The organism is Sphingomonas faeni, from assembly GCF_003053745.1.
Lineage (GTDB): Bacteria > Pseudomonadota > Alphaproteobacteria > Sphingomonadales > Sphingomonadaceae > Sphingomonas > Sphingomonas faeni.
In genome coordinates, this window is record NZ_QAYE01000005.1 from 122,483 (window position 1) to 149,456 (window position 26,974).

The 26,974-nt window shown below is 65.8% G+C and carries 31 protein-coding genes; 23 read left to right on the plus strand and 8 right to left on the minus strand.

Annotation, left to right across the window (positions count from 1 at the left end):
* Positions 1 to 135: 135 nt before the first annotated feature.
* The 4 genes from hrcA (at position 136) to C8J25_RS10695 (ending at position 3,440) form a co-directional block, all read left to right on the plus strand.
* Positions 136 to 1,179, plus strand: coding sequence for a heat-inducible transcriptional repressor HrcA (gene hrcA / locus C8J25_RS10680; protein ID WP_056055363.1), 1,044 nt, complete (start codon positions 136 to 138; stop codon positions 1,177 to 1,179).
* 25 nt (positions 1,180 to 1,204) lie between these two features.
* Complete coding sequence (gene grpE, locus C8J25_RS10685) at positions 1,205 to 1,744, plus strand: nucleotide exchange factor GrpE (RefSeq protein ID WP_107954417.1); 540 nt, start codon at positions 1,205 to 1,207, stop codon at positions 1,742 to 1,744.
* 125 nt (positions 1,745 to 1,869) lie between these two features.
* Complete coding sequence (locus C8J25_RS10690; RefSeq protein WP_107954418.1) at positions 1,870 to 3,093, plus strand: threonine synthase; 1,224 nt, start codon at positions 1,870 to 1,872, stop codon at positions 3,091 to 3,093.
* Positions 3,094 to 3,200: 107 nt separating this feature from the next.
* On the plus strand, positions 3,201 to 3,440 hold the full coding sequence (locus C8J25_RS10695; RefSeq protein ID WP_107954419.1) for a hypothetical protein: 240 nt from the start codon (positions 3,201 to 3,203) through the stop codon (positions 3,438 to 3,440).
* A gap of 124 nt (positions 3,441 to 3,564) precedes the next feature.
* Here C8J25_RS10695 and C8J25_RS10700 read toward each other — a convergent pair whose 3' ends face one another.
* Both C8J25_RS10700 and C8J25_RS10705 read right to left on the minus strand, forming a co-directional pair.
* Complete coding sequence (locus C8J25_RS10700) at positions 3,565 to 4,044, minus strand: vgr related protein (protein WP_107954420.1); 480 nt, start codon at positions 4,042 to 4,044, stop codon at positions 3,565 to 3,567.
* Positions 4,041 to 4,478, minus strand: coding sequence for a copper chaperone PCu(A)C (locus tag C8J25_RS10705; protein WP_208622573.1), 438 nt, complete (start codon positions 4,476 to 4,478; stop codon positions 4,041 to 4,043). Before C8J25_RS10705 ends, C8J25_RS10700 begins: the two co-directional genes overlap by 4 nt.
* A 168-nt stretch (positions 4,479 to 4,646) precedes the next feature.
* Between C8J25_RS10705 and dnaK the strand changes: the two genes are divergently transcribed.
* From dnaK to C8J25_RS10725, 4 genes are all read left to right on the plus strand, one after another.
* The gene (gene dnaK / locus C8J25_RS10710) at positions 4,647 to 6,554 is read left to right on the plus strand and encodes a molecular chaperone DnaK (protein WP_107954421.1); all 1,908 of its coding nucleotides are present in this window, start codon (positions 4,647 to 4,649) and stop codon (positions 6,552 to 6,554) included.
* Between the two features lie 116 nt (positions 6,555 to 6,670).
* Positions 6,671 to 7,807, plus strand: coding sequence for a molecular chaperone DnaJ (gene dnaJ, locus C8J25_RS10715; RefSeq protein ID WP_107954422.1), 1,137 nt, complete (start codon positions 6,671 to 6,673; stop codon positions 7,805 to 7,807).
* 181 nt (positions 7,808 to 7,988) lie between these two features.
* Entirely contained in the window at positions 7,989 to 8,312 is a 324-nt protein-coding gene (locus C8J25_RS10720; RefSeq protein ID WP_146173328.1) for a hypothetical protein, read from the plus strand.
* A 72-nt stretch (positions 8,313 to 8,384) separates the two neighbouring features.
* Positions 8,385 to 8,837: a TM2 domain-containing protein gene (locus tag C8J25_RS10725; RefSeq protein ID WP_107954424.1), complete on the plus strand. Its 453-nt coding sequence runs from the start codon at positions 8,385 to 8,387 to the stop codon at positions 8,835 to 8,837.
* A gap of 176 nt (positions 8,838 to 9,013) precedes the next feature.
* Here C8J25_RS10725 and C8J25_RS10730 read toward each other — a convergent pair whose 3' ends face one another.
* From C8J25_RS10730 to purB, 3 genes are all read right to left on the minus strand, one after another.
* Positions 9,014 to 9,277 carry a PepSY domain-containing protein gene (locus tag C8J25_RS10730; RefSeq protein WP_107954425.1) on the minus strand — a complete coding sequence of 88 codons (264 nt, stop codon included), beginning with the start codon at positions 9,275 to 9,277 and terminating at the stop codon, positions 9,014 to 9,016.
* A gap of 140 nt (positions 9,278 to 9,417) precedes the next feature.
* Entirely contained in the window at positions 9,418 to 9,630 is a 213-nt protein-coding gene (locus tag C8J25_RS20290) for a hypothetical protein (RefSeq protein ID WP_146173329.1), read from the minus strand.
* A 152-nt stretch (positions 9,631 to 9,782) separates the two neighbouring features.
* Positions 9,783 to 11,081: an adenylosuccinate lyase gene (gene purB, locus C8J25_RS10735; RefSeq protein WP_107954426.1), complete on the minus strand. Its 1,299-nt coding sequence runs from the start codon at positions 11,079 to 11,081 to the stop codon at positions 9,783 to 9,785.
* 232 nt (positions 11,082 to 11,313) lie between these two features.
* Between purB and C8J25_RS10740 the strand changes: the two genes are divergently transcribed.
* Positions 11,314 to 11,742: an EF-hand domain-containing protein gene (locus C8J25_RS10740; RefSeq protein WP_107954427.1), complete on the plus strand. Its 429-nt coding sequence runs from the start codon at positions 11,314 to 11,316 to the stop codon at positions 11,740 to 11,742.
* Between the two features lie 75 nt (positions 11,743 to 11,817).
* Here C8J25_RS10740 and C8J25_RS10745 read toward each other — a convergent pair whose 3' ends face one another.
* The 3 genes from C8J25_RS10745 to radC form a co-directional block, all read right to left on the minus strand.
* Positions 11,818 to 12,219 (minus strand): BLUF domain-containing protein, encoded by a 402-nt coding sequence (locus C8J25_RS10745; RefSeq protein ID WP_107954428.1) that lies wholly within the window; start codon positions 12,217 to 12,219, stop codon positions 11,818 to 11,820.
* A gap of 65 nt (positions 12,220 to 12,284) precedes the next feature.
* Complete coding sequence (locus tag C8J25_RS10750) at positions 12,285 to 12,494, minus strand: hypothetical protein (RefSeq protein WP_244186988.1); 210 nt, start codon at positions 12,492 to 12,494, stop codon at positions 12,285 to 12,287.
* A gap of 82 nt (positions 12,495 to 12,576) precedes the next feature.
* A complete protein-coding gene (gene radC, locus C8J25_RS10755) occupies positions 12,577 to 13,281 on the minus strand; it encodes a RadC family protein (protein WP_107954430.1) in 705 nt (234 codons plus the stop codon).
* 86 nt (positions 13,282 to 13,367) lie between these two features.
* Here radC and C8J25_RS10760 point away from each other — a divergent pair, with 86 nt between their 5' ends.
* From C8J25_RS10760 to C8J25_RS10825, 14 genes are all read left to right on the plus strand, one after another.
* A complete protein-coding gene (locus C8J25_RS10760) occupies positions 13,368 to 16,535 on the plus strand; it encodes an intermembrane phospholipid transport YdbH family protein (protein ID WP_244186989.1) in 3,168 nt (1,055 codons plus the stop codon).
* Positions 16,536 to 16,582: 47 nt separating this feature from the next.
* A complete protein-coding gene (locus tag C8J25_RS10765) occupies positions 16,583 to 16,759 on the plus strand; it encodes a YnbE family lipoprotein (RefSeq protein ID WP_082444354.1) in 177 nt (58 codons plus the stop codon).
* A gap of 1 nt (position 16,760) precedes the next feature.
* Positions 16,761 to 17,141, plus strand: coding sequence for a YdbL family probable chaperone protein (locus tag C8J25_RS10770; protein ID WP_107954431.1), 381 nt, complete (start codon positions 16,761 to 16,763; stop codon positions 17,139 to 17,141).
* Between the two features lie 278 nt (positions 17,142 to 17,419).
* The gene (locus tag C8J25_RS10775; RefSeq protein ID WP_056488546.1) at positions 17,420 to 17,740 is read left to right on the plus strand and encodes an AtpZ/AtpI family protein; all 321 of its coding nucleotides are present in this window, start codon (positions 17,420 to 17,422) and stop codon (positions 17,738 to 17,740) included.
* 70 nt (positions 17,741 to 17,810) lie between these two features.
* On the plus strand, positions 17,811 to 18,569 hold the full coding sequence (locus tag C8J25_RS10780) for a F0F1 ATP synthase subunit A (RefSeq protein WP_056056028.1): 759 nt from the start codon (positions 17,811 to 17,813) through the stop codon (positions 18,567 to 18,569).
* Positions 18,570 to 18,608: 39 nt separating this feature from the next.
* A complete protein-coding gene (locus tag C8J25_RS10785; protein WP_055873230.1) occupies positions 18,609 to 18,836 on the plus strand; it encodes a F0F1 ATP synthase subunit C in 228 nt (75 codons plus the stop codon).
* 54 nt (positions 18,837 to 18,890) lie between these two features.
* A complete protein-coding gene (locus C8J25_RS10790) occupies positions 18,891 to 19,385 on the plus strand; it encodes a F0F1 ATP synthase subunit B family protein (RefSeq protein WP_107954432.1) in 495 nt (164 codons plus the stop codon).
* Entirely contained in the window at positions 19,378 to 19,995 is a 618-nt protein-coding gene (locus C8J25_RS10795) for a F0F1 ATP synthase subunit B family protein (RefSeq protein ID WP_107954433.1), read from the plus strand. Before C8J25_RS10790 ends, C8J25_RS10795 begins: the two co-directional genes overlap by 8 nt.
* A gap of 203 nt (positions 19,996 to 20,198) precedes the next feature.
* A complete protein-coding gene (locus C8J25_RS10800) occupies positions 20,199 to 20,519 on the plus strand; it encodes a DMT family transporter (RefSeq protein ID WP_056488555.1) in 321 nt (106 codons plus the stop codon).
* 328 nt (positions 20,520 to 20,847) lie between these two features.
* On the plus strand, positions 20,848 to 22,773 hold the full coding sequence (gene uvrC / locus C8J25_RS10805; RefSeq protein ID WP_056055419.1) for an excinuclease ABC subunit UvrC: 1,926 nt from the start codon (positions 20,848 to 20,850) through the stop codon (positions 22,771 to 22,773).
* 154 nt (positions 22,774 to 22,927) lie between these two features.
* Positions 22,928 to 23,905 (plus strand): polysaccharide deacetylase family protein, encoded by a 978-nt coding sequence (locus tag C8J25_RS10810; protein ID WP_107954434.1) that lies wholly within the window; start codon positions 22,928 to 22,930, stop codon positions 23,903 to 23,905.
* A 119-nt stretch (positions 23,906 to 24,024) separates the two neighbouring features.
* A complete protein-coding gene (gene recO, locus C8J25_RS10815) occupies positions 24,025 to 24,756 on the plus strand; it encodes a DNA repair protein RecO (RefSeq protein ID WP_107954435.1) in 732 nt (243 codons plus the stop codon).
* Between the two features lie 41 nt (positions 24,757 to 24,797).
* The gene (leuB, locus tag C8J25_RS10820; RefSeq protein ID WP_107954436.1) at positions 24,798 to 25,844 is read left to right on the plus strand and encodes a 3-isopropylmalate dehydrogenase; all 1,047 of its coding nucleotides are present in this window, start codon (positions 24,798 to 24,800) and stop codon (positions 25,842 to 25,844) included.
* On the plus strand, positions 25,841 to 26,941 hold the full coding sequence (locus C8J25_RS10825) for a glycosyltransferase family 2 protein (RefSeq protein ID WP_107954437.1): 1,101 nt from the start codon (positions 25,841 to 25,843) through the stop codon (positions 26,939 to 26,941). Before leuB ends, C8J25_RS10825 begins: the two co-directional genes overlap by 4 nt.
* Positions 26,942 to 26,974: the final 33 nt, after the last annotated feature.

Here is a 26,974-nt window from a genome sequence, read left to right on the forward strand (position 1 = left end):
ATCCTGACGAAAGTCAGGACCCAGGGTAACCGAGTGCTATCCTTCGTGGCTCTGGATCCTGACTTTCGTCAGGATGACGGGTGAGGAGGGTGCATTCCTCTTTGTACGCCTGTCGATCCGCCCTAGATCAAAGCGATGGCCACGCCCCCCGTCACCGAACTGACCGATCGCGCGCGCGACATTTTTCGCGCCGTCGTCGACAGCTACCTCGCCAGCGGCACGCCGGTCGGGTCGAAGACGATCGCGCAACTGACCGGCCTCAGCCTTTCGCCCGCCTCGATTCGCGGGGTCATGGGCGAGCTCGAAGGCCTCGGCTTGCTTGCCAGCCCGCATACCAGCGCGGGCCGGATGCCGACCGACCGGGGCCTGCGGCTGTTCGTCGACGGCATGATGCAGGCGATGGAACCGTCGTTCGAGGAACGCCAGACGATCGAGGCGCGTGCGGGCGTCGGTGGCCCGGTCGAGGAGGCGCTCGCCGCCACCACGCTCGCGCTCTCCGGGCTGTCGGCCTGCGCCGGGCTGGTGATGGTGCCCAAGCGCGAACTGAAGCTGCGCCAGATCGCGTTCGTCGCGTTGTCGCCCGAACAGGCGCTGGCGGTGCTGGTCAGCGAGGACGGCTCGGTCGAGAACCGCGTGATCGCGCTGCCGAAGGGCATGTCGCCGTCGGCGCTGGTCGAGGCGGGCAACTACATGTCGGCGACGCTCGGCGGCCTGACGCTGGCGGATGCGCGGACCCGGATCGAGCGCGAGCTGGCGGACGGGCAGGCGGCGCTCGACGGCGCGGCGCGGACGCTGGTCGAGCGTGGGATCGCGGTGTGGAGCGAGGATGCGGATCGCCGCCCGGTGCTGATCGTGCGCGGGCAGGGACGGCTGATCGACGCCGCCGCCGCCGCCGACCTCGACCGGGTCCGCGACCTCCTCGACGATCTAGAGGGAAAGCAGGAAGTCGCATCGCTTCTGGACAGCGCGCGGGCCGGTGATTCGACACGAATTTTCATTGGCGCGGAGACCAAACTGTTCGCGTTGTCAGGGTCTTCGGTGATCGCCCGACCGTTCCGCGGATTGGACGGTCGGGTGGTCGGCGTGGTCGGCGTGATCGGCCCCACGCGGTTGAACTATGCGCGCGTCGTGCCCATGGTGGATTTCACGGCTGCAACGCTCGCCCGGTTGATGGGTTGAGCCGGCCCAAATTATAGGGAAAACCATGTCCGACATCGACCAGAACACGCCTGCAGACCTGCGCGAAGAGACCGCCGAAGCCGCGCCTGAGGTGGCCTCGAACGACCGCGTCGCCGAGCTCGAGAATCAGCTCGCCGAAGCCAAGCAGAACGTCCTCTACGCGCAGGCCGAGATCCAGAACGTCCGCCGCCGCGCGGAGAAGGAAGCGCAGGACGCGCGCGCCTATGCCGCGACGGCATTTGCGCGCGACGTGCTGTCGGTTGCCGACAACCTGTCGCGCGGCCTGTCGGCGATCCCCGCGGACCTGCGTGCGGATGACAAGATGAAGGGCCTCGTCACCGGGCTCGAAGCGACTGGTCGCGAGCTGGAGAGCGTGTTCCAGCGCCACGGCATCACCAAGATCGCGGCCGAGGGCCAGATGCTCGATCCGAACAAGCACCAGGCGATGCTGGAAATGCCGAGCGACCAGCCGCCAGGCACGATCGTCCAGGAGATGCAGGCGGGCTACATGATCAAGGACCGCCTGCTGCGTCCCGCCATGGTCGGCGTCGCCAAAGCTGGCTGACACCGTCTTGCTCCCCTCCCTGACAGGGAGGGGCTGGGGGTGGGTCGGCCAGTTGGCTATCGGTGCGCCCGCCCCAGACCGACCCACCCCCGACCCCTCCCTTCCAGGGAGGGGGGAGAGCAGCGATGAACCAGAACCTCACGACCGATCGCCAGACCTTCGTCACGCATCTCGAATGCTCGATCACCGGCGAGCGGTACGAGGCGGATCAGCTTCATGGGCTGTCGCGTGCGGGGCGGCCGTTGCTAGTGCGCTACGACCTCGACGCCGTGCGATCGACGATTTCGCGAGACACGATCGAGGCTCGGCCGACAGACCTGTGGCGCTGGCGCGAACTGCTTCCCGTGCGCCACACGTCCAACATCGTCAGCCTCGGCGAGATCGAGACGCCGCTGGTGCCGCTGACCAAGTCCGGCGGCCCCAACGTGTTGGTCAAGGACGAAGGCCGCCTCCCAACCGGCAGCTTCAAAGCTCGAGGCCTCGTCATGGCCGTCGCGATGGCGAAGGAGTTGGGCGTCACGAAGATCGCGATGCCGACCAACGGCAATGCGGGCGCGGCGCTGGCGGCGTACGCCACCCGCTGCGGGATCGAGACGATCGTGTTCTGCCCCGACGACACGCCCGAGATCAACGTCCGCGAGATTGCGATGCAGGGCGCGCGCGTCTGGCGGGTCAACGGGTTGATCGACGATTGCGGCGCGATCGTGGGGAAGGGCGCCGCGGAAGGCCGCTGGTTCGATTTCTCGACGCTCAAGGAGCCCTATCGGATCGAGGGCAAGAAGACGATGGGGCTCGAACTCGCCGCGCAGTTCGGCTGGAAACTGCCCGACGCGATCTTCTACCCGACTGGCGGCGGCACCGGGCTGATCGGCATGTGGAAGGCGTTCGACGAACTCGAGAAGCTCGGCTGGATCGGCTCCGAGCGCCCGAAGATGTTCGCGGTGCAGGCGAGCGGCTGCGCGCCGATCGTCCGCGCGTTCGAGGCGGGCGAGGAGCATGCCGAACGTTGGGAAGATGCGAGCACCGTCGCGGCGGGCATTCGCGTGCCGAAGGCGGTCGGTGACTTCCTGATCCTCCGCGCGGTACGCGAGAGCGGCGGGCAGGCATTGGCGGTCGGCGATCCGGCGATCCTGAAGGCGGTCGATGCGGCGGCGAAGCAGGACGGGCTGCTGCTGTGCCCCGAGGGCGGTGCGACGTTGGCCGCCTATCATCAGGCGCTGAACACCGGGTTGGTCGACGAGGACGACAAGGTCGTTCTTTTCAACTGCGCGTCCGGACTGAAATATCCGATGCCCGAGGCACCGCAAGCGCTTGATAGGACACGACCTATCGATTTCGACGCGCTGTAAACGGCGCATTTCTGCCGATCGGGTGGGTCTCGATCTACCAGATCGGTGGTTGAAATTGATCCATGTTGGCTGCAACGGGGCGCCCTTATTTACAAAAGGGGTTCCCAATGCAGAAAATCGTCCAGGTCGTTTGCGTCGTGCTCATCGCGGCGGCGGTGATGTTCGGCGGACGTTGGTACATGTACGTTGCGCAGGGTTCGAGCCCGTATGACGAGGTCGGCATCGCGTTGAACGGCTACGCGCCGGGACCGATGCGCGCCTGGGGCTGCCACAAGATGCAGGCGCGGTTCCCGGGCCAGTTGCCGCCTTATGGGTGTGCCGGGGCGGATGGGCGTAACTGGCTGTAACAAAACGTCCGTCATCCCAGCGAAAGCTGGCATCTCCCCGTGATAGCGCGCGCCCTCGCCGCTTGAGATCCCAGCTTTCGCTGGGATGACGGTGGGGGAGTGAACGGGGACGGGGTCGTGGACGTCAGGCCGACGCTAACGGCGTAAACGGCAGCACCGTCTCGTATTGCGCAAGCGGCGGTGCGCCCGCTACCTTTGCCCCCGCGCGCAGCAGGAACGCATGCCGGACGATCTCGCCCTGTTGCTCGATGCCGTAGCGGTGCAGCGCCACCCCAGGCCGGAACGCATAGTCGTACCGACACCAGGGATGCCGCGCCAAGGGCAGGAACACGCCGCGCTGGTGCTGCCAGATGTGCGTCATCTCGTGGACGAACAGCCCCTGCAATGTCAGGTTCGCGTGCGCGAAGTCGTCGCACCAGAGGTCGCCCTTGGGGTGGAAGTGGATGCAGCCGCGCGGTGCCATCACCGTATCGCGCGGCTGGAAGAACGCCCATTTGCTGCGCGCCAAACTCACCGAAGAGTAATCGATCGCGCCCCCGAACACCGATGCTGCGAGCGCCGTCTCCCCCTCGGTCAGCGTGCGCTTTGAGCCTGCTCGGGTCACTTCCCTACCGGGGTTCCCGCCGCGACTACGGTCGCGTTGTTGATGATCCGCGTCCCATCGGCAAACGCGAACGTGAGCGTCACGCGATCGGCGGGCTTGATCCCCGAGTTCATGTCGAACAGCATCACGTGCCGCCCGCCCGGCGCGAACGCCACATCCGTGTTCGCCGGAATCTCCACGCGGGTCAGCGGCGTCATCGTCGACATGCCGCCTTTGTCCATCGTCTCGTGCATCTCCGACTTGATCGCGACGTCGGTCGTGGCCGAGATCAGCGTCGCAGGTGTGGGCCCCCCATGCACCGTGAAATACGCCGCCGCGGGCCGCCCGGTGACCGCGCCGAGCCGCACCCAGGCGCCGTCGACCGACAGTTCCTTCGGCGGCGAGCACGACGCTAGTGCCATCGCGGCAACACCCAGTCCGAAAACGATACGCATAGGTTACTTTTCCCCGGGCCCTGCCTCTTGCGCATCCTATGACGGGTACAATCTTGCGGCAAGCGCGAGGCCACCTATATCGCGCCCATCATCAGAAAGGTTCCACTGCCGTAACGGGGTGGAACCGGTTTCGTATTTTCGTTTCAAGTGAGGGGCTAATCAGAACTCATGGCTAAAGTAATCGGTATCGATCTCGGCACGACCAACAGCTGCGTTTCCGTCATGGAAGGCGGCAAGCCCAAGGTCATCGAGAATTCCGAGGGCGCGCGCACCACGCCGTCGATCGTCGCGTTCGCCAAGGATGGCGAGCGACTGGTCGGCCAGCCGGCCAAGCGGCAGGCAGTGACGAACGGCGACAACACCATCTTCGCGGTGAAGCGCCTGATCGGCCGTCGCTTCGACGATCCGATCACCAAGAAGGACACCGAGCTGGTCCCGTACAAGATCTCGCGCGGGCCGAACGGCGACGCATGGGTTTCGGCGGGCGGCAAGGATTACTCGCCGTCGCAGATTTCGGCGTTCACGCTGCAGAAGATGAAGGAAACCGCTGAGTCGTATCTCGGCGAGACGGTCACGCAGGCGGTCATCACCGTGCCGGCGTACTTCAACGACGCGCAGCGCCAGGCAACCAAGGATGCCGGCCAGATCGCCGGCCTCGAAGTGCTGCGCATCATCAACGAGCCGACCGCGGCGGCGTTGGCTTACGGCCTCGACAAGCAGGACGGCAAGACGATCGCAGTCTACGATCTCGGCGGCGGCACGTTCGACATCTCGGTGCTAGAAATCGGCGACGGCGTGTTCGAGGTGAAGGCCACCAACGGCGATACCTTCCTCGGCGGTGAGGATTTCGACAACAAGATCGTCCAGTACCTCGCCGACGAGTTCAAGAAGGCCGAGGGTATCGACCTCGCCAAGGACAAGCTGGCGCTGCAGCGTCTGAAGGAAGCGGCCGAGAAGGCGAAGATCGAGCTCAGCTCGGCGCAGTCGACCGAGGTCAACCTGCCCTTCATCACCGCGGACCAGAACGGCCCGAAGCATCTGGTCAAGTCGATCACCCGCGCCGACCTGGAGCGGATGGTCGAGGATCTGGTCAAGCGTACGCTCGAGCCTTGCCGCAAGGCGCTCGCAGATGGCGGCCTGAAGCCCGAGGACATTTCGGAAGTCGTGCTCGTCGGCGGCATGACGCGCATGCCGCGCGTGCGTGAAGTCGTGAAGCAGTTCTTCGGCAAGGAGCCGCACACTGGCGTCAACCCGGACGAGGTCGTCGCGATGGGCGCCGCGATCCAGGCCGGCGTGCTGCAGGGCGACGTCAAGGACGTGCTGCTGCTCGACGTGACGCCGCTGTCGCTCGGCATCGAGACGCTGGGTGGCGTGTTCACCCGGATGATCGATCGCAACACGACGATCCCGACCAAGAAGTCGCAGACCTACTCGACCGCCGACGACAACCAGGGCGCGGTGACGATCCGCGTTTTCCAGGGCGAGCGCGAGATGGCGGCCGACAACAAGATGCTCGGCAATTTCGATCTCGTCGGCATCCCGCCCGCACCGCGCGGCGTGCCGCAGATCGAGGTCACGTTCGACATCGATGCGAACGGTCTGGTCAGCGTTTCGGCCAAGGACAAGGGCACCGGCAAGGAGCAGCAGATCCGCATCCAGGCGTCGGGTGGTCTTTCGGACAACGACATCGACCAGATGGTCCGCGATGCCGAGACCTTCGCCGAGGAGGACAAGAAGCGTCGTGCGGGCGCCGAGGCGAAGAACAACGCCGAGTCGCTGGTCCACACCACCGAGCGCCAGCTGGCGGATAACGGCGACAAGGTCGACGAGTCGCTGAAGACCGAGATCCAGGCCGCGATCGACGCGACCAAGGCTGCGGTCGAGAGCGGCGATGCGGACGCGATGACTGAGAAGAGCACCGCGCTCGCCCAGGTCGCGATGAAGCTCGGCCAGGCGATCTACGAGAAGCAGGCCCAGGCGGACGCTTCGCCGTCGGCTGATGGCAATGGCGCGAAGAAGGACGACGACGTCGTCGATGCCGAGTTCTCGGAAGTCGACGACAACCCGAAGGCGTAACCGACGTCCCCCTCTCCCCGTCGGGGAGAGGGTCGGGGTGAGGGGCAGTACCGAGAGGGGCCGCGTGTGGCGCCCCTCTCCCAACCCTCTCCCCGGAGGGGAGAGGGCTTGAGATCATGAGTACCCAGACAGATTATTACGAACTGCTCGAATGCGAGCGGACCGCGGATGCGGGGACGATCAAGTCGTCCTACCGCAAGCTCGCGATGAAGTATCACCCGGACAAGAATGCCGGCTGCAAGGATTCCGAAGCGCAGTTCAAGGCGGTCAGCGAGGCCTATGAGTGCCTCAAGGATCCGCAGAAGCGCGCGGCCTATGATCGCTTCGGCCACGCTGCGTTCCAGAATGGCGGCGGCGGTGGCGGTCACGGTGGCGGCGCGCAGGATTTCGGTGGCTTCAGCGACATCTTCGAAAGCGTCTTCGGCGAATTCATGGGCGGCGCACAGCGCGACGGCGGTCGCTCGGCTGCGCGACGCGGCGCGGACCTGCGCTACGACATGGAAGTCAGCCTGGAGGAAGCCTTCCACGGCAAGACGACCGAGATCACGATCGACGTCTCCGCGCTCTGCGACACCTGCGACGGCTCGGGTGCCAAGGCCGGTACGCGGGCTAAGACCTGCCAGCATTGCGGCGGTCACGGCAAGGTGCGCGCGCAGCAAGGCTTCTTCGTGGTCGAGCGCGCCTGCCCGGTCTGCAACGGCGCGGGCGAAGTCATCGCCGACCCGTGCCCCGATTGCCGCGGCGAAGGTCGCGTCGAGAAGACCAAGACGCTGTCGATCAACGTGCCCCCAGGCGTCGACGAGGGCACGCGGATCCGCATGTCGGGCGAAGGCGAGGCGGGCGCCCGCGGCGCGCCGTCCGGCGATCTTTACATCTTCCTCCACGTGACCAAGCACAATCTGTTCGAGCGCGAGGGAACCACGCTCTTCGCGCGCGCACCGATCAGCTTCACGGTCGCGTCGCTCGGCGGATCGCTGTCGATCCCCGGCCTCGACGGCCGCACGCACGAGGTGAAGATTCCCGCCGGTATCCAGTCGGGCAAGCAACTCCGCCAACGCGGCGCCGGCATGCCCGTCCTGCAAGGCCGCGGCCACGGCGACCTCGTCGTCCAGATCGACGTCGAAACCCCCACGCGTCTCAGCAACCGCCAGAAGGAACTGCTCGAGATGTTCCGCGAGACGGAAACGGGTGACGAGTGCCCGGCCAGCCAGGGCTTCTTCGCCAAGCTGAAGGGCGTGTTCGCCGGGGAATGAACCGAGCTACCATATAGATCTAAAGGGGGGCGCAATGCTGGCATGTCTTTTCACTGCGATGGCCTGTTGGCTGGTCATGGCCACCGCCCCCCAGACGCCAATCGGCAACGCAATGCGCCGAGTACTGATCGATAGGCCTGCGGCGCGGTTGGCACGGTTCACGCGGGGCGATGCCGCCGTCATGTTCCTGCTGATGCTGACGGCCGCGATGGTCACGCTCGTCGGCGAAGGCGACGGTATCAGGCTGCTCACTCTGGCCGCCCCCGATGTAGCGATCTGGATCACGACGTTCGAGATTTCGGCCTATGTCGACATTCTCATGGCGCTGGCCGCTGCGGCATCCAGTCTGCGCGTTCGAGGTTTCACGACGCGCTGGCTCGAGGTCTTCACTCGTCGCCCGGCTGCAAAAGCGCACAAGCGTGCGATCCGCTCGCGGAAGAAGCGATCGACGAATGCAGACAACGACGACGACAGACATTGGCGTCAAACCGCGCTTGCCGCCTGACACCGGGAGTGAGTTCGAGCTTGCCTGATCCGCATCATCCGCCAGAATGCGAAACGAACACCGAGGAATGATATGCGCGGACAGGTTTTAGGCGTCGATCCCCGCACGGGCGAAGGGCTCGTCGCGGGACAGGACGGACAGCGGTACCGGTTCGCGCGCGAAGACTGGGCGCATCGCGGCGAACCCGCGATCGGTTTGGAAGTTGATTTCGAGGCTGCCAACGATCGCGCGCTCAGCGTCTTCCCGATGCCGACTGCGCCGAGCCCGCGTCGCGCCGTTCCGCCGGCGGCCCTCCCCACCAACGATCGCAACAAATACGTCGCCGCAGTCATGGCGTTCGTGATCGGCACGCTCGGCATCCACCGCTTCTACCTCGGCCGGACCGGCTCGGGGATCGTCATGCTGGTGCTCACGCTCACGGTCGTCGGCGTCGTCATCAGCGCGCCGTGGGCGTTGATCGACATGATCCGCTATCTGGTGATGTCCGACGATGAGTTCGCCGCCCGCTATCCGCGCAAGCGGTAGCCAAAGACCTGACCGGCATCGCTTGAATCCTCCCCCACCAGGGGGAGGTGGCTGGCTCTTGCCAGACGGAGGGGGAGGCAAGCGCAACCGGATGTTCCGTGTCCTCTCCCTCCGCCACCTTCGGCGACACCTCCCCCTGGCGGGGGAGGATCGGTAGGGGGCTCACTTACGACGGATCAGTCGCGATCGCGCTCCAGCTTCGTCACCTTGCCGTTATGCGGGTCGACGTGGAATTCGTACTTCGCGCCACGGCGCGCGGCTTCCCCTTCCCAATGGCCATCGTCGGCCTCGATCTTGGTGACGTTGTAACCGCGCTTGGCGAGCATCGCCGTCACGCGCGCGCTGCTGATCCAGCCGCGACCCGGTTCGTCGGCAAAGGCGGGCGCGCTGGCCATTGCGGCCATGGCAAACGCGGCGGCGATGAGAATGGGTTTCGACATGATACGATCTCCTTGTTGCGCGTTTTGAACGCGAGGAAATCGATTTGGTTCTAAGTCAGGTACTTACGCAGCCAGATAGACCGCGCGAAAACTCGGGCCCTAGCCGCGCCCCCTCGGAAGGGGGCGGGCGGGCCGATGGATCAGAAGGCGGTGATGACCACCCCGACCACCAGCGCTTGAGCCGCGATCGCCAGCATGGTGCTGGTCACGGTTTCGAACATGCGCATGGGTAGGTCTCCGATGCCGGAACAATATCCGGCAAGCGGGATATGGGCATAGTTGCGTGCTGTCGCAATTTTGTAACACGTAATCGCAATTGCGTTGCGTGCACTTTGAGGCTGCTTGGGCGACACATTTGCCCGACCACGACGCGCTCCCCTCCCTGGAAGGGAGGGGCAGGGGGTGGGTCGGTTTCCGCAAATTCCAGACGGAGGTGGCTCGAACTGGCCAACCCACCCCCAACCCCTCCTTTCAGGGAGGGGGGAATGTATCTCTTTCGGTGACTTCAGGCCGCGCCGAACACCCGCGCGAAGATCGTGTCGACGTGCTTCAGATGATAGCCGAGGTCGAACTTGTCCTCGAGCTCCGCATCCGACAGCGTCACTTCCGGATCCGCCTTCAGCAGCTCGAGCAGCGAGAGCGCGCCATCCGAATCCCACACCTTCATCGCGTTGCGCTGCACGAGGCGATACGCGTCCTCGCGGCTCACCCCCGCCTGCGTCAGCGCCAGCAGCACGCGCTGCGAATGGACGAGGCCACCCATCTTGTTGAGGTTCTTCAACATACGCTCTGGGTACACGACCAGCTTGTCCATCACGCCGGTCAGCCGCGCGAGCGCGAAGTCGAGCGTGATCGTCGCGTCGGGGCCGATATAGCGCTCGACCGACGAGTGCGAGATGTCGCGCTCATGCCAGAGCGCGACGTTCTCCATTGCCGGCGTCACATACCCGCGCACCATCCGCGCGAGACCAGTCAGGTTTTCGGTCAGCACCGGGTTGCGCTTGTGCGGCATCGCCGACGAACCCTTCTGGCCGGGCGAGAAGAACTCCTCCGCCTCGAGCACTTCGGTGCGCTGCAGGTGACGTACTTCGGTCGCGAGCCGCTCGATCGAGCTGGCGATCACGCCCAAGGTCGCGAAGAACATTGCATGACGATCGCGCGGAATCACCTGCGTCGAGACCGGCTCGACCGACAGGCCGAGCTTGCCCGCGACATACTCTTCCACGAACGGATCGATGTTCGCGAACGTGCCCACCGCGCCCGAGATTGCGCAGGTCGCGACGTCCTCGCGCGCCGCCACCAACCGCGCGCGGTTGCGCGCGAACTCGGCATGCGCCTGGGCGAGCTTCAGCCCGAACGTCACCGGCTCGGCGTGGATGCCGTGGCTGCGGCCGATCGTCGGCGTCATCTTGTGCTCGCGCGCGCGGCGTTCGAGCACCACCAGCAGCGCATCGAGATCGGCGATCAGGATGTCGCTCGCCTTCGCCAGCTGCACGGCCAGGCACGTGTCGAGCACGTCGGACGAGGTCATGCCCTGGTGCATGAAGCGCGCCTCGGGGCCGACATGCTCGGCGACGTTGGTCAGGAAGGCGATGACGTCATGCTTGGTCTCGCGCTCGATCTCGTCGATCCGGTCGACCTCGAACGCGCCCTTTTCCCAGATCGCGGCAGCGGCTTCCTTGGGGACCACGCCGAGTTCGGCGAGCGCGTCGGTGGCGTGTGCCTCGATCTCGAACCAGATCTTGAAGCGCGCTTCGGGCGTCCAGATCGCGACCATGTCGGGGCGGGAATAGCGGGGGACCATCGGGTTTCCTCGGGAGCGTGAAGGGTAGGGCGCGTCGCGTGCCGTTCGGCCCGCGGTTGCATGCGAAACGCGGTAGCAGGACGCAGGGGAAGGTTCAAACACCCGTCGCGAGGTATAAATCCGGGTATGTCGCGTGTATAGAGTTAGCAAGCGGTTCGCGATGCCGAGTATATATCGGGCATGGTCGCAAAATCGCTTAAGTAGACGCGTAGAACACTACCGGAGAGACGCAATGTTGAAATATGCTATGCTGGCCGGCGCGGTACTGGTTGCTGCACCCGTATTGGCGCAGACGACCATGACATCCCCGCAGACTTCGGCGTCGGGCGGTGCTGCTGTCGGCCAGGCCGCCCCATCTGGTACGCCAACCGATGCAGTGCCGATGCAACCCGCCGCGCGCGAGCAGCCCGCGACCGGCAGCCAGGTCGCACAGGTCGTCGACACCGAGTTCCCGACCTACGACAAGAACGGCGACGGGAAGCTCAGTGCGACCGAGTTCGGCGGATGGATGGTCGCACTGAAGAGCAAGACCGATCCGTCGACCAAGCCCGACGCCCCCGAGACCAAGAAATGGGTCTCCGCCGCCTTCGCGCAGGCCGATACCGACAAGAGCAAGTCGCTGACCAAGACCGAGGTCACCAGCTTCCTGTCGCAGGGCTGACGGCAACGACACCTCCTTAAAGTGCCATTGCACGGATCGAGGCCGTCGGGTTCGCGCCCGGCGGCCTTCGTTCCGTCAGCCGTCCAGCGAACCCGTCGCCATCAGCGCGAGGAACGGATCGCGCACCCGCTGCGAGGCGCCGTTGAGCAGGCGCCGCATCCGCGCATCATACGCATCGACGGGATCGTCCGCGCGCCGGTGTGCCATCGTCCAGGCGCCGAACTGTCGTTCGTGGATCGGGATGTTGTGCTGGAGCGACAGATCGTAATGACGATCGTCCTTAGTAATGCGACCGAACGTCGCGTCGACGAAAGCGGTCGGTCCCTCGATCACCTGAAGAAAATGCGTGCCGTCCGACCACAACAATCCGGTGATGTCATGCAGCGCGTTATTGTGCCGGGACTGCTGCAATATCCCCACGAGATCGGCCTTGTCGCCGGCTATGGTGCTCGAACTCATGTATAGAATTTGGCGCATCGCGTCTCCGGTCGATAGTTGCGCATATCGCTACTATAGATCGGAGAGCTACGACTTGCGGTAGATCAGTCGGCTTTGCGCACCCGATCTTTCGCAATGCGGGTCTCCGCCAGGATCTGCCCCTGCGCCTCGACAGCGGCGTTCAGCAGCCGATCCGAGGTTTCCGCCGCGGCGTCGGGTGTCAATGACACCGCCACCCCGTCCGGGCCATCCACCATGACCTGACCATGCTCGGCGGTTACCTCCGAGGCTTCGTCGTGCAACTTGTTATCCACATGCAATTCCTTTGCCGTGACAACGAAGATACGGATGAAAAGGCACGAGGAGTTTCGGATGTTTCTCCTTTATCTGATTGCGTCAGATCAACCCTTGCGCGCGCAGGCTGACATGGCCGCCGGTACCCATCACGATATGGTCGTGGACGGTGATGCCGAGCCGCTTGCCCGCCTCCGCGATCGTCCGCGTGATGTCGATATCGGCGCGGCTGGGGGAGGGGTCCCCGCTCGGGTGATTGTGGACGAGGATGATCGACGCAGAGCCGAGGTCGATCGCGCGGCGGATGACCTCGCGGACGTACACCGCGGCCTGGTCGATCGACCCCTTGCTCATCACCTCGTCGCGAATCAGCATGTTCTTGGTGTTCAGATGCAGAACCCGGAAGCGCTCGATCGCGTGGTGCGCCATGTCCGCGCGGAGGTAATCGAGCAGCGCTTGCCAGTTGGCGAGCACCGGGCGGTCGCTGACATGCGATTGTAGGAGGCGGATCGCGGCGGCGTGCGCGATCTTGATCGCCGCGGTCGAGATGTCGCCCATGCCCTTCACCCGGCCGAGCGCCTCGGCATCCGCGGTCAGCACGCCGCCGATCCCGCCGAACTCGCGCATTAGCGCCTTGGCGAGCGCCTTGGTATCGCCGCGCGGGATAGCGATCGCGAGCAGGTATTCGATGAGTTCGTGGTCGAGCAATGCATCGCTGCCGCCTTCGAACAGGCGTTTGCGGAGGCGGCCGCGATGGCCCTTCAGATCGTCCCCCCGGACGTCAGCGTCTTCGTCCGGTTCGGCCATTTTGCGATGCTAGCACATCCCTGGGCAATTGCATGACGCCCTCGCTCCCGCCTATGCAGAGACCTCGAATATGGCGGAGTGCGTTGGTGAGCGAGACGAGCGAGACGGGGGCCGACCCCGGGGCCCATCCTCGCCGTCCTGCGACTGCCCGCCGCGTTACGCTGGGGATCGCGCTGCTGCTGATCGCCGCGCTGGTCGTGCTGTGGCTGGTGCGGAAGCCGATCGCCGAGGGGTTCATCGACCGCGGACTCGCCAGGGCCGGCGTGCCTGCGCGCTATGACATCGCCGACCTCGCGCTGGGTGGCCAGCGGCTGACGAACGTCGTGATCGGCGATCCGGCGCATCCCGATCTGGTCGCCGACTGGGTCGAGACGCGGACCGGCGTCGGCTTGTCCGGGCCGTATCTGGAGGGCGTACGCGCGGGCAAGGTCCGGCTGCTCGGGCGGCTGGTGGACGGCAAGGTCTCGCTCGGCGCGATCGACAAACTGTTGCCGGCGCCGTCGGGGAAGCCCTTCGCGTTGCCCGCGCTCGAGGTGTCGGTGGCTGATGGGCGGATGCGGTTGGAGACTCCGCAGGGGATCGTCGGGTTGAAGCTGGCGGGTTCCGGCAAGCTCGACGACGGGTTCCACGGTACGTTGGCAGCGATAAGCGAGCGGCTCGATGTCGGCGGGTGCGTGATCGATCGGCTCGCGGCGACGGTGAAGTTGCGGATCGACGCGGCGAAACCGACGATCACGGGGCCGGTGCGCGTGTCGCGGCTCGCCTGCGGGACGACGCAGGTGGAGCGGATCGTGGCCGATCTGGACGTCGGCCTTTCGGCGGCGCTCGATCGTTGGCAGGGTAAGGCGACGCTCAAGACGGGCGCAGCACGGGCGCCGGGTGTGACTTTGGCCGGTGTCGGGGGCACGATCGACTTCACCGGAACCGCGGCGGCTACCGGCGGCAAGGCGGACATCGCCGCCGACATGGTTCGCACCACCGAGGGCCGCGCGCGGCGGGTTTCGTTCGCGGGCACCTACCGGATCGGGCAGCAGATCGCGTTCGACGGGCGTGTCCAGGCGAGCGGGGCTGCCGTGGCGCAGAAGCGACTCGCGGGGCTGGCGGGAATCGGCGGTGCAGCCGCGGGGACGCCCGTAGCGCCGTTGGCGAGTGCGGTGACGCAGGCGGTCCAGAAGGCCGGCCGCGGATTTGCCGCGGACTCCGACCTTCGCGTGCGGATCGACGGCGGGCGCGGCAAGGCCGTGCTGTCGCGTCTGGCGCTCGCGTCCGCCAGTGGTGCGCGCGTGGCGCTCGGCGGTGGGAGCGGGGTCGCGTTCGGCTGGCCGAACGGCGGGGTGCGGCTCGACACGGTTCTCGCGATGCGCGGCGGCGGCTTGCCCGAGGCGCGCGTGTCGCTGGTGCAGGCGAAACCTGGGGCGGCGATCCGCGGTGTAGCTACCATCGCGCCCTATGCGGCGGGTGACGCGCGGCTTGCCCTCACTCCCGTCACCTTTAGCGCAACGCCGGGCGGGGCAACCTCGATCGCGACGCGCGTCACGCTCGCGGGACCGATCGGTGCGGGCGGTCCTGGCAACCGGGCCGATGGCCTGTCGATGCCGGTTGCCGCGCTTTGGAACGGTCGTGGGCGGCTGGTCGTCAACACCGGTTGCGTGCCTTTGGCAGTCCAGCGCTTTGCGATCTCCGGCCTTGTGCTCGATCCTTCGCGGTTGACCTTGTGCCCCGTCGACGGCGCGCTGGTGCAGATCAACGGCGCGCGGGTCAGCGGTAGTGCGAAGATCGCAGCGGCTAAGCTGAGTGGGCGACTCGGCACTACCCCGATCACACTCGCGACCGCGGGAGCGAGTGTGCGGCTGGCGGATCGCGGCTTTGCGATCGACGGCGTGCAGACCCGGATCGGCGCGCCCGAACGCGTCACGCGACTCGACTTCGCCACCGTCACGGGCCGCATGACCGGGCAGGGCGTGGCGGGCGCGTTCACCGGCGGTTCGGGACAGATCGCCAACGTGCCGCTGTTGCTCGGGGAGGCCGCCGGCGACTGGGCGCTCGTCAAAGGCGCGCTCAACCTCACCGGCGCGATGGGGGTGTCCGATGCCGCGCCGACGCCGCGGTTCAAGCCGCTCGCCGCGCGTACTGTGACTCTCGCGCTGGTCAACGGCACGATCACCGCAGCCGGCACGCTGTTCGAGCCTACCACCAACACCAAGGTCGCCGACGTCACGTTGACGCACTCTCTCGGCGCGGGTGCAGGCAAGGCCGACCTGAATGTCCCCGCGATCGCGTTCGCCAAGGACAAGCTGCAACCCGACGCGCTTACTCCGCTGACCTTCGGCGTGATCGCCGACGTCAACGGATCGGTCAGCGGCGAGGGGCATATCGCCTGGAATCCCGACGGCGTGACCAGCACCGGCGTGTTCCGCACCGCAGGCACCGATCTCGCCGCCGCGTTCGGCCCCGTCACGGGGATCGCCACCGAGATCCGCTTCACGGACCTGCTCAACCTCCAGAGCGCACCGGGCCAGGTGGCGACGATCCGCACGCTCAATCCCGGCATCCCGGTCAGCGACGGCACGATCCGCTACCAGACGCTGCCCGGCGCGCGCGTGCAGGTCGAGGGCGGGCGGTGGCCGTTCGCGGGGGGATCGCTGACGCTCGACCCAACGCTGCTCGATTTCTCCGCGCAGTCCGAACGGCGGATGACGTTCCACGTCGCCAACATGGCGGCCGACCAATTCTTGCAACAGTTCGATTTCAAGAATCTCGATGCGACCGGTATCTTCGACGGCGTGCTGCCGATGATCTTCGACGAGACCGGCGGCCGGATCGAGGGCGGCGACCTGCGCGTCCGGCCGGGCGGCGGCACGCTCGCCTATGTCGGCGACCTCAGCCAGAAGGATCTCGGCATCTGGGCGAACATCGCGTTCCAGGCGCTGAAGTCGCTCCGCTACCAGTCGTTGCGCGTCGGCATGAACGGGCCGCTCGCGGGCGAAATGGTCACTGACGTGCGGTTCGCCGGGATCAGCCAGGGCGAGGGGGCAAAGGCGAACTTCATCGTCCGTCGCCTGCAAAAACTGCCGTTCATCTTCAATATCCGGATCAAGGCGCCGTTCCGCGGGCTGCTCGATTCGGCGCAGAGCTTCTACGATCCGAAGCGGCTGATCCAGCGCAACCTCCCGGCGTTGCTCCAGCAGCAGGCCGCACCGCCTCCTCCCAAACCCCCAACCATTCAGCCTCCCGCAAGCAGGATCGTGCCATGACCGAAACAGGATTGAAGAAGCTGGAGCAAAGGCCGATCTTGCGTAGGATGACAAGGACGATCGCGATTATCGGGCTGACGGCGGCCTTGCCGGGCTGCATCAACGTGTCGGCGCCCGACAAGCCGATCGAGATCAACCTCAACATCAACGTCACGCAGGAAGTGGTCTATCGTCTCGATGGCGAGGCGAAATCGTTGATCCAGCAGAATCCGGGGATATTCTAAGATGAAGACCAAGGTCCTTATGATGGTTGCCGCAGCGGCGGCTCTCGGTGGCCTGTCTGTCGCGGCAACCGCGCAGCGCGATCCGGCCTACGCCGCGGCGCGTGCGGGTGGCGAGGTCGGCGAGCAGCCCGACGGCTATCTCGGCTTGGTCGGGGCGGCGAGCGGCGATCTGCGTGCGCTGGTCAACAACATCAATATCCAGCGCAAGTCGGCCTATACGCAGAAGGCGCAGGCGAGCGGCGCGACGGTCGAGCAGCTTGCGTTCACGAGTGGCTGCAACCTGATCATGCAGACCAACCCCGGCGAGAAGTACAAGACGCCCAACGGTGTTTGGAAGACACGCACCGCCGGCGCCCCCGAGCGTGATTCGCGCTGCGTTTAAGCTGAAGTGCTCCCCCCCTGACAGGGGAGGGGCTTGGGGGTGGGTAGGCTGCTTGGGATCCGTGACGCCAGCCAACCGGCCGACCCACCCCCGGCCCCTCCCTTCCAGGGAGGGGGGAAGAAGTAGGGTTGGTCCAAACCTATCCGCCCCCCATTAATGACACCCCTGTCACACCGGTTGACTTGCACCCCCCCCTTTTCTAAACGGACCGCGCCTTGGCGGGATCGCTCGTCGCTGCTTGCTTCCTCCCCGATGCGAAATCAGGTGGAGGAACGTGCGTGGCGGAGATCGAACCCGGACAGGACCCCCAGGGTGTTGAAGATCCGCGACTTTCCGCGCTCGATGAGCGATTGCGAGAGGCGCAGCATCGGGAAACGCTGGCAAAGGGGCAGAAGGGGGCGGATGCCGAGCGGGGTTACTCGCAAGGCAATCGCGTCATTTCCGCTCTCATCGGGAGTCTCGTCGGCAGTGCGCTGATCGGGTGGTTGATAGACCATTGGTTCGGCACTGGCCCTTGGGGGCTGATCGTGTTGCTGTTCCTCGGGATAGCGGTCGCGTTCAGGCAGATCATTCGAATTTCAGGCGAACGCCCGGAGTAACCGGGCGTTTGTCGTATCAAGACGGCAGGGATTCCACGTGGCGGCAGAACAGGGCGGCAAGATCGATCCGATGCACCAGTTCCTGATCGAGCCGGCGTTCGGCTCGCACTGGATCGTTGGTGGCTATGACCTGTCGTTCACCAATTCCGCATTGTGGATGGTGGTGACGCTGGTCGCGCTTTGGGCGTTCATGATCGGTGGCATGAAGCGTGAGCTCGTGCCCGGTCGTTGGCAGATGGCGGTCGAGGGCTTCACCGGCTTCATCTCGGGCATGCTCGAGCAGAATGTCGGCCCCGGCGGCAAGCGCTTCGTGCCTTACGTCTTCTCGCTGTTCATGTTCATCCTGTTCGCGAACATCATCGGCTTGCTCCCGTTCGGCATCGTCCCCGGCGTCCACCCGTTCACCGTCACCAGCCACATGACCGTCACCGGCGTGCTGGCGCTGATCAGCTTCGCGATCGTGTTGCTCGTCGGCTTCGGCAAGCACGGCTTCCACTTTTTCTCGCTGTTCGTGCCGAGCGGCACGCCGGCGCTGATGATCCCGCTGATCTTCGTGGTCGAGCTGATGTCGTTCCTGGTGCGTCCGTTCTCGCTCGGTCTGCGACTGTTCGTGGCGATGACCGCAGGGCATATCCTGCTCAAGGTGCTGGCCGCGTTCGTGATCAACGGCCTGAACCTGGGCGGGATGTATATCGGTCTGGTGAGCGCGCCGAGCATGCTGCTGATGATCGGCATCACGCTGCTCGAGCTGCTGGTTGCTGCGATCCAGGCATACGTGTTCGCGTTGCTGACGTCGGTCTATCTGAACGACGCTGTTAACCTTCACTAAGTTTTCCATTACCTAACTGATTTTCAAAGGGAATTTACCATGGACGCACAAGCAGCAAAGATGATCGGTGCCGGCCTCGCAGCGATCGGCATGGGCCTCGCGGCACTCGGCGTGGGCAACGTGTTCGCCCAGTTCCTCGCCGGCGCTCTCCGTAACCCGGGCGCAGCTGACAGCCAGCAGGGCCGTCTGTTCATCGGTTTTGCAGCAGCCGAGCTTCTCGGTCTGCTCGCCTTCGTCACGATGATCATCCTCGTGTTCGTCGCTTAACAACTCGCTGAATTGGCCGGGCGACCGCGCCCGGCCGTTTCACGAAGGACCGACATGCCCCAGATTTCCCAGATAGCCGCTACCTACGCCTCGCAGATCTTCTGGCTGCTCCTCACCTTCGGCATCCTGTATTTCGGGATCGGCAAGGGAATGGTGCCAAAGATCGTGTCCAACGTGGACTCGCGCGAAGGCCGAATCGCGGGCGATCTGGCGGCGGCGGTCGCTGCCCGTACGCAGGCCGATACGGTCCAGGCGAACTGGCAGGCCGAAATGGACGCGGCCCGCGTCGCGGCGCAGGCCGAGACCGCGGCAGCAGCCAAGCGCGCGGCAACCGCGTTCGAGCATCAGGTCCACGCGGCCGACGCCGAACTCGCCGAGCGCCTGGGTCACCACGATCTGGCGGTCGCGAACGCTAAGGCCGAGGCGCTCTCGAACTTGCAGGGTGTCGCCGCCGAAGCAGCACAGCAATTGGCCGCCAAGGTAGCCGGCCTCCAGGTCAGCCTGGACGCGGCGACCGACGCGGTACGCAGGACGACGGCGCATGGCTAATCCAGATTCGGCCGCAAAGGTCATCCACGAAGAGGGCATGGCGCCCGAAGGTGCGATCGACAACCAGGGCATCCAGGGTAACACGACCGCGCCCGGCGGCGTCGAGCATGTCGCCGATCCGACCGCGCTCGGCCTGACCTCGACCGGCTGGGTCGCGGTGGCGATGATCGTCGTGATCCTGCTGATGATCTGGAAGAAGGTTCCAGGCATGATCGGCAAGATGCTCGACACGCGCATCGCCGGCATCCGCACGCAGCTCGACGAAGCCAAGGCGCTCCGTGCCGAAGCGGAAGCGATCCGCACCGAGTACGAGGCAAAGGCCAAGACCGCGCACGTCGAAGCCGAAGCCATGAAGGCGCACGCGCACCACGAAGCCGCGGCGATCATCGCCAAGGCGAAGGCCGGCGCCGAAGACCTCATGACCCGCCGCGCGAAGATGGCCGAGGACAAGATCGCAGCCGCCGAGCGCGCCGCAATCGCCGAAGTCCGCGCCCGCGCTGCCGATGCCGCGGCGAAGGCTGCCGGTATCCTCATCGCCGAGCATCACGACGCCGCCGCCGACCGCATGATGGTCGACCGCTCGATCTCGGGCCTCAGCCGCCTGAACTAAGCGGGGGCAGCGCTCGAAGCGCTGCCGTTCCCCCGCGAAGGCGGGGGCCCAGGAACTCATAGGACAGCGCCTGCAACCCTGGACCCTCGCCTCCGCGAGGGAACGGTAGTTCGCTTGGCGCTTTTCCCGTTTTGCACAGACGGCCGTCTCTTCCCGGGTTTCCGGCGGCCGAGTCTCCAATCTGAGCCCGTTGGAGAACACCTATGTCCTGGCTCATTCTCGCGGTCGCCGTCGTCACCGAAATCTGCTGGGCGCTCAGCCTCAAATGGGCAGCCACCGTCGCCACGTGGCAGGCCTCCAGCGTCCCGATCATCCTCAGCTTCGTCAACATGGGCCTGCTCGCGCTCGCCATGCGTGGCCTTCCAGCGGGCACAGCCTATGCCATCTGGACCGGCGCAGGCGCGATCGGCGTCATCATCGGCGGCGTCATCCTGTTCGGCGACAAGGTCAGCGGCATCCAGGCCTGCTTCATGGCCCTGACCGTGGTCGGCATCGTCGGCACCAAGGTCTTCGCGCAAACCTGACATCTGCCTTCGCCCGCAGGGCTTGGAAGATTGATTCACGCGAAGGCGCAAAGGCGCAAAGGCGCGAAGAGGAAGAGAAGGTTGGTTCACGCGGAGACGCGGAGACGCGGAGGTGTTGGATGCGAGGCTGACCGGGCGCCTACACCTTGGTGCTGATATAAGCCTTCGGCAGCTGGAGAGCGAACGCTGTGTGCTCGAATCTTCTCTCCGCGGCTCCGCGTCTCCGCGTGAACCAACTGCTCCCTTCTCTTCGCGACTTTGCGCCTTCGCGTGAACATCGCTGCCTTGCGCTGGCATAACCCCCTCGCACTCCCTAGATTCCTCAGCGATGTCCTCCCCCAATTCCCCCGACCGGTTCAACGAAGACAAGTCCACATTCGCCGTCCGCGGTGGTGGTGAAGCGCCCGACCTCGCGGCCGGCGTGGCGGCGATCCGCAACGTGCTCGACACGCTGCCGATCCGCCCCGGCGTCTACCGCATGCAGGACGCGCGCGGCGACGTGCTCTACGTCGGCAAGGCGCGTGCGCTTCGGAACCGCGTCGCCAACTACGTCCAGGTCGAGCGGCTGACGAAGCGCCTCCAGCGGATGGTATCGCAGACCCGGTCGATGACGATCGTCACGACCAACAACGAGGCCGAGGCGCTGCTGCTCGAATCGCAGCTCATCAAGCGGTACCGCCCCGCCTACAACGTGCTGCTGCGCGACGATAAGAGCTTCCCCTTCATCCTCCTGCGCGACGACCACGCCTTCCCGCGCGTCCAGAAGCACCGCGGCGCGCGCCGGGCGAAAGGCAATTACTACGGCCCGTTCGCCAGCGCCGGGTCGGTCAACAACACGCTCAACGCGCTCCAGAAGCTGTTCCTCCTGCGCAGTTGCACCGACAGCTTCTTCAAGACCCGCGACCGGCCGTGCCTGCTCTACCAGATCAAGCGCTGCTCGGCGCCGTGCGTCGGTCGTATCGACGAGGCGGCGTACCGGGAACTGACCGAGGATGCGAAGGCGTTCCTCGGTGGCAAGTCGACCGGTGTGCAGGCCAAGCTCGGCGCGCAGATGCAGGCCGCCGCCGAGAACATGGACTTCGAACTCGCGGCGCTGCTCCGCGACCGACTTCGCGCGCTCACCTTCATCCAGGGCACGCAGGCGATCAACGCGGAAGGGGTTGGCGACGCCGATATCTTCGCGATGGCGTGCAAGGACGGGTTGATCGGCATCCAGGCGTTCTTCATCCGCGGCGGCCAGAACTGGGGGCATCGCAGCTTCTTCCCGCAGCACACCAACGACGTCCCCGAGGACGAGGTGCTGACCAGCTTCCTCGGCCAGTTCTACGAAGAGGTCCCGCCGCCCAAGCAGATCCTGCTCGACCGCGAACTGACGGAAGGCGCGTTGCTGGCCGAAGCACTAGGCGAACGCGCCGGCTACAAGATCGCGTTGCAGGTTCCGCAGCGCGGCGATCGGCGGCGTCTGATGGACCAGGCGAAGCGCAACGCGATCGAGGCGATCGAGCGGCGCCAGGCCGAATCGACCACGCAGGCCAAGCTGCTGCGCGAAGTCGCCGACCTGTTCGACCTCGCCGAGCCTCCTGAACGCATCGAGATCTACGACAACAGCCACATCCAGGGCACCGCCGCGACCGGCGCGATGGTCGTCGCGGGGCCCGAGGGCTTCCGCAAAGGCCAGTATCGAAAGTTCAATATCAAGAACAAGGATACCGCGCCCGGTGACGATTTCGCGATGATGCGCGAGGTCTTCACCCGCCGCTTCTCGCGCGCGCAGGCCGAAGACCCCGATCGCGATTCGGGAGACTGGCCAGACCTCGTGCTGATCGACGGCGGCAAGGGCCAGCTCAATACGGTCAAGGCCGCGCTCGAGGAGATCGGCGTCGAGGACGTGTGCCTGGTCGGGATCGCCAAAGGCCCGGAACACGGTCGCGATGGCCGCGAGGTGTTCCACATGCTCGACGGCCGCGAGTTCCAGTTGCCCGTCAACGCGCCGGTGCTGTTCTACCTCCAGCGGCTGCGCGACGAGGTCCACCGGTTCGCGATCGGCGTACACCGCGACAAGCGCAGCAAGGCGATCGGCGCCAGCCCGCTCGACGAAGTCCCCGGCATCGGCCCGGCGCGAAAGAAGGCGCTGCTGATGCATTTCGGCACCGGTCGCGCAGTGCGCAACGCGAGTCTGCAGGATTTGCAGCAGGCACCCGGCGTGTCCGCGGGCGTCGCGCAACAGGTCTACGACTTCTATCATTCACGGTAGCCGCATGGACTTGGCCGCCGATCGAGAACGCACAGATCGTCGTGCGGGCCTGAAGATGATGACGTCCCGAATCGAAAAAATTTATAACCCAAATCAAGTTGATTTGTATAAAATCACAACGCCATTTTCACTACTGATTGTTACATACTAATCCGTGACTACGCCTGTATTCCTGACCATCGATACCGAGTTCGCGTGGCGCCACCATGCCGCCGGTCTGGATTGCGACGCGATCTATGCGCGGTCGCTGGAACCGGCCGGGGTAGGGCTGGGCTATCAACTGGCAGAGCTGGCCCGGCACAATCTGAAGGCGTGTTTCTTCGTCGACCCGATGCCGGCGATCACGTTCGGATTGGCGCCGATCCGTCGGATGATCGATACGATCCTGGACGCCGGCCAGGAGGTCCAGCTCCACCTCCACCCCAACTGGACCAGCGCGCGGGCGGGCGATCGCGGCGTCGCGCACGATCGGTTCCAACTTTACACGTACAGCCTTGCCGAGCAGACCGACCTGCTCGTTCGCGCCACGGAATTGCTGGTCGAAGCCGGCGCGCCGCATCCGATCGCGTTTCGCGCAGGGAGCTATGCCGCGAACGACGACACGCTGACCGCGCTCGAAGGCCTGGGCTTTGCCTATGACAGCAGCCACAACGGATCGGAGGCGCCCCACACCAGCCGCATCTCGTTCCCGGCACGCCAGATCGCCCCGGTCCGCCGCACGAACGGCACCGGCATCATCGAAGTCCCGGTAACCGTGATCGAGGACCTGCGCGGCCGGATCCGCACCTTCCAGCTCTGCGCCTTGTCGGCGGGCGAAAGCTACGACGCGCTCGAACATGCGGCGGTGTCGCACCATGCCGCGGTGACGATCGTCAGCCACGGCTTCGAACTCGCCAACCGCCGCGGCACGCGCGCCAACGCGGTCCATGTCCGCCGCTTCCAGGCGTTGTGCACCATGCTCGCGGAGATGCGCGACGTGTTGCCGACCACGCATTTCGGTGATCGCCCCGTGCTCGAACTCGATCGCGCAGACGTCCCGCTCGGCCCCGACCCGGTACGCACGCGCTGGCGACAGGCCGAGCAGCTGTGGTCGAACTGGATTTCGGAACGCCCCCGGTCGCGGCGCACCTGACACACGTCGGCCGTGGCACACAGGGTTCGGTGCGGCTTACGAACGCTTGGTGTGACGGCGAGGCCTATCCGCGGCTAAATCTCTCCTCTCCTTCGAGCGAGAGCGGTACAGGGTAACACATGCACCTCCGCGCCTCCGCCATCGTCGTCGCCGTTCGCCAGCATGGCGAGCATGGCGCGATCGTGCGCGCGCTGACCCGGAACGATGGCGTCCAGCCCGGCTACGTCCGCGGCGGGCGGTCGCGCGCCATGCGGCCGGTGCTGCTGCAGGCGAACGTCATCCAGGGCGAGTGGCGCGCGCGGACCGGTGAGCAACTCGCCTCGCTGACCGCCGAACTGGTCCACAGCCGTGCGACGCTCCACGGCGAACCGCTTGCCGCGGGTGCGCTCGAATGGGCGACCGCGCTGGCCGCTGCAGCTCTCCCCGAAGCACAGCCCTATCCGCAGATCCACGACGCGCTCGACGGCGTGCTAGGTGCGATCGAGAGCGCGCCATCTGCGCGTGGCTGGGCGGCGGCGCTGGTCCGGTACGAATTACTGGTGCTGGCTGAACTAGGGTTCGGACTCGATCTCGACCGCTGCGTCGCGACCGGAGCGGAGGACGATCTCGGCTTCGTGTCGCCCAAGAGCGGTGCAGCCGTCTCGCGCGGGGCGGCGTTCGGATATGAAGGCAAGCTCCTGCGATTACCCGACTTCCTGCTGGCAGGCGGCGAAGCGGCATGGCCGGACATCTTCGACGGCCTGCGGTTGACCGGTCACTTCCTCGCCCGCGACATCCTCGTCGACCGTCGCGCCGATCCGTTGGCGGCGCGCGACCGGCTGGTCGATCGCCTCAAAAGGGCGGTTGCGTGAGTGCGCACCGCCCGGCAAGGGGCCGCGCAGGAGAAACGCACATGCCCTTGATCGCGATACTGGCCGGTGACGGCATTGGACCCGAAGTCACGGCGGAGGCGCGTCGCGTGCTCGATACGCTCGGCCTCGACCTGACCTATGAGGAAGGCCTCGTCGGCGGTGCCGCGTACAAGGCGGTCGGCCATCCGCTGCCGCCCGAGACGCTCGAGCTCGCCCGCCGTGCCGATGCGATCCTGTTCGGTGCGGTCGGCGATCCCGACTGCGATGCGCTCGAACGCCAGTTCCGCCCCGAACAGGCCATCCTCGGCCTGCGCAAGGAACTCGGCCTGTTCGCCAACCTTCGCCCCGCCAAGCTGTTCGCGGGCCTCGAGGATGCGTCCGCGCTCCGTCCAGAGATCGCCCGGTCGATCGACATGGTCATCGTCCGCGAACTGACCGGCGACGTGTATTTCGGCGCGAAGGGCATTCGCACCACCGCCGAGGGCCTGCGCGAAGGCCATGACGAGATGCGCTACGACGAGACCGAGATCGCGCGCATCGCCCGCGTCGGCTTCGAGACCGCGCGCACTCGCAAGGGCAAGCTGCTCTCGGTAGACAAGGCCAACGTCCTGGAGACCTCGCAGCTCTGGCGCGACGTCGTGATCGAGGTCTCGGCCGACTATCCCGACGTCGCGCTCAGCCACATGTACGTCGACAACGCGGCGATGCAGTTGGTGCGCAATCCCGGCCAGTTCGACGTGATCGTCACCGGCAATCTCTTCGGCGACATTCTCTCGGACGAAGCGTCGATGTGCGCCGGATCGATCGGCATGCTCCCGTCCGCTGCACTCAACGGATCGAACAAGGGCATGTACGAGCCGATCCACGGTAGTGCGCCGGACATTGCCGGTCAGGGCAAGGCCAATCCGTGTGCGGCGATCCTGTCCGCGGCGATGATGCTGCGCCACTCGCTTGACCTCCCAGAAGCGGCCGATCGGATCGAGGCGGCCGTCGCTGCCGCGATCCTCGGCGGCGCGCGCACGCCCGATCTCGGCGGCACGCTGTCGACTCGCGACATGGGCGATGCAGTGCTGGCTAACCTCGTTTGACGGGTGACCTGCTGCAACTCGCGGTCGTCATCCCGACGTTCAACGAGAAGGCCAATGTCGCGACGTTGATCGCCAAGCTCGACCAGGCGCTGATCGGGCGCAACTGGGAGGCGATCTTCGTCGACGACGACAGTCCCGACGGTACCGCCGATGCTGCGCGCGAGATTGCCCGGCTCGACAAGCGGGTCCGCGTGATCCAGCGGATCGGCCGGCGCGGGCTGTCGTCGGCCTGCATCGAGGGCATGTGCGCCACTGCGGCCCCGATCGTCGCGGTGATCGACGGCGATCTCCAGCATGACGAGACATTGCTGCCGGCGATGCTCGATCTATTTAAGGACGACGATACCGACGTGGTGATCGGTTCGCGTTTCGTCAGCGGCGGCGGCACCGGCGAGTGGGACAGCGACCGCGTCGCCAAGTCGGCGCTTGCCACAAAGCTGTCGCGCCGCGTGCTGAAATGCGATCTCAACGATCCGATGAGCGGTTTCTTCATGATCCGCACCGACATCGTCCGCCACCTCTCGCCGTCGCTATCGGCGATCGGCTTCAAGATCCTGCTCGACCTGCTCACCGCCTCGCCGACGCCGCTGCGCTTCGTCGAGGTCCCCTACACGTTCCGCTGCCGGACCGAGGGCGAGAGCAAGCTCGATCACGTCGTCGCGATGGAATATCTGATCGCGATCTACGACCGGATGTTCGGGCGGGTCGTGCCGGTGCGGTTCGCGATGTTCTCGGCGATCGGCGTGTTCGGCGTCGGCATCCACATGGCGGTGCTGACCGCGTTGTTCGTCGGGTTCGGCACGCACTTCCTGGTCGGCGAGATCGTCGCGACGCTGGCGGCGCTCACCTTCAACTTCTTCCTCAACAACGCGCTGACGTATCGTGATCGGCGGTTGAAGGGGTGGCGGCAACTGGTCGACGGCTGGGTGTCGTTCGCGGTGATCTGCTCGGTCGGCGCGGTCGCCAACGTCGGCATCGCCGCGTTCCTATATGAGATGCGCGACGGGGCCTGGGCGGCCTCGGCACTGATCGGCGTGCTGGTCGGCGCGGTGTGGAACTACGCGCTGTCGTCGAAATTCACCTGGGGACGGTACTAGGCGGAACCTGCTCCCCTCCCTGAAAGGGAGGGG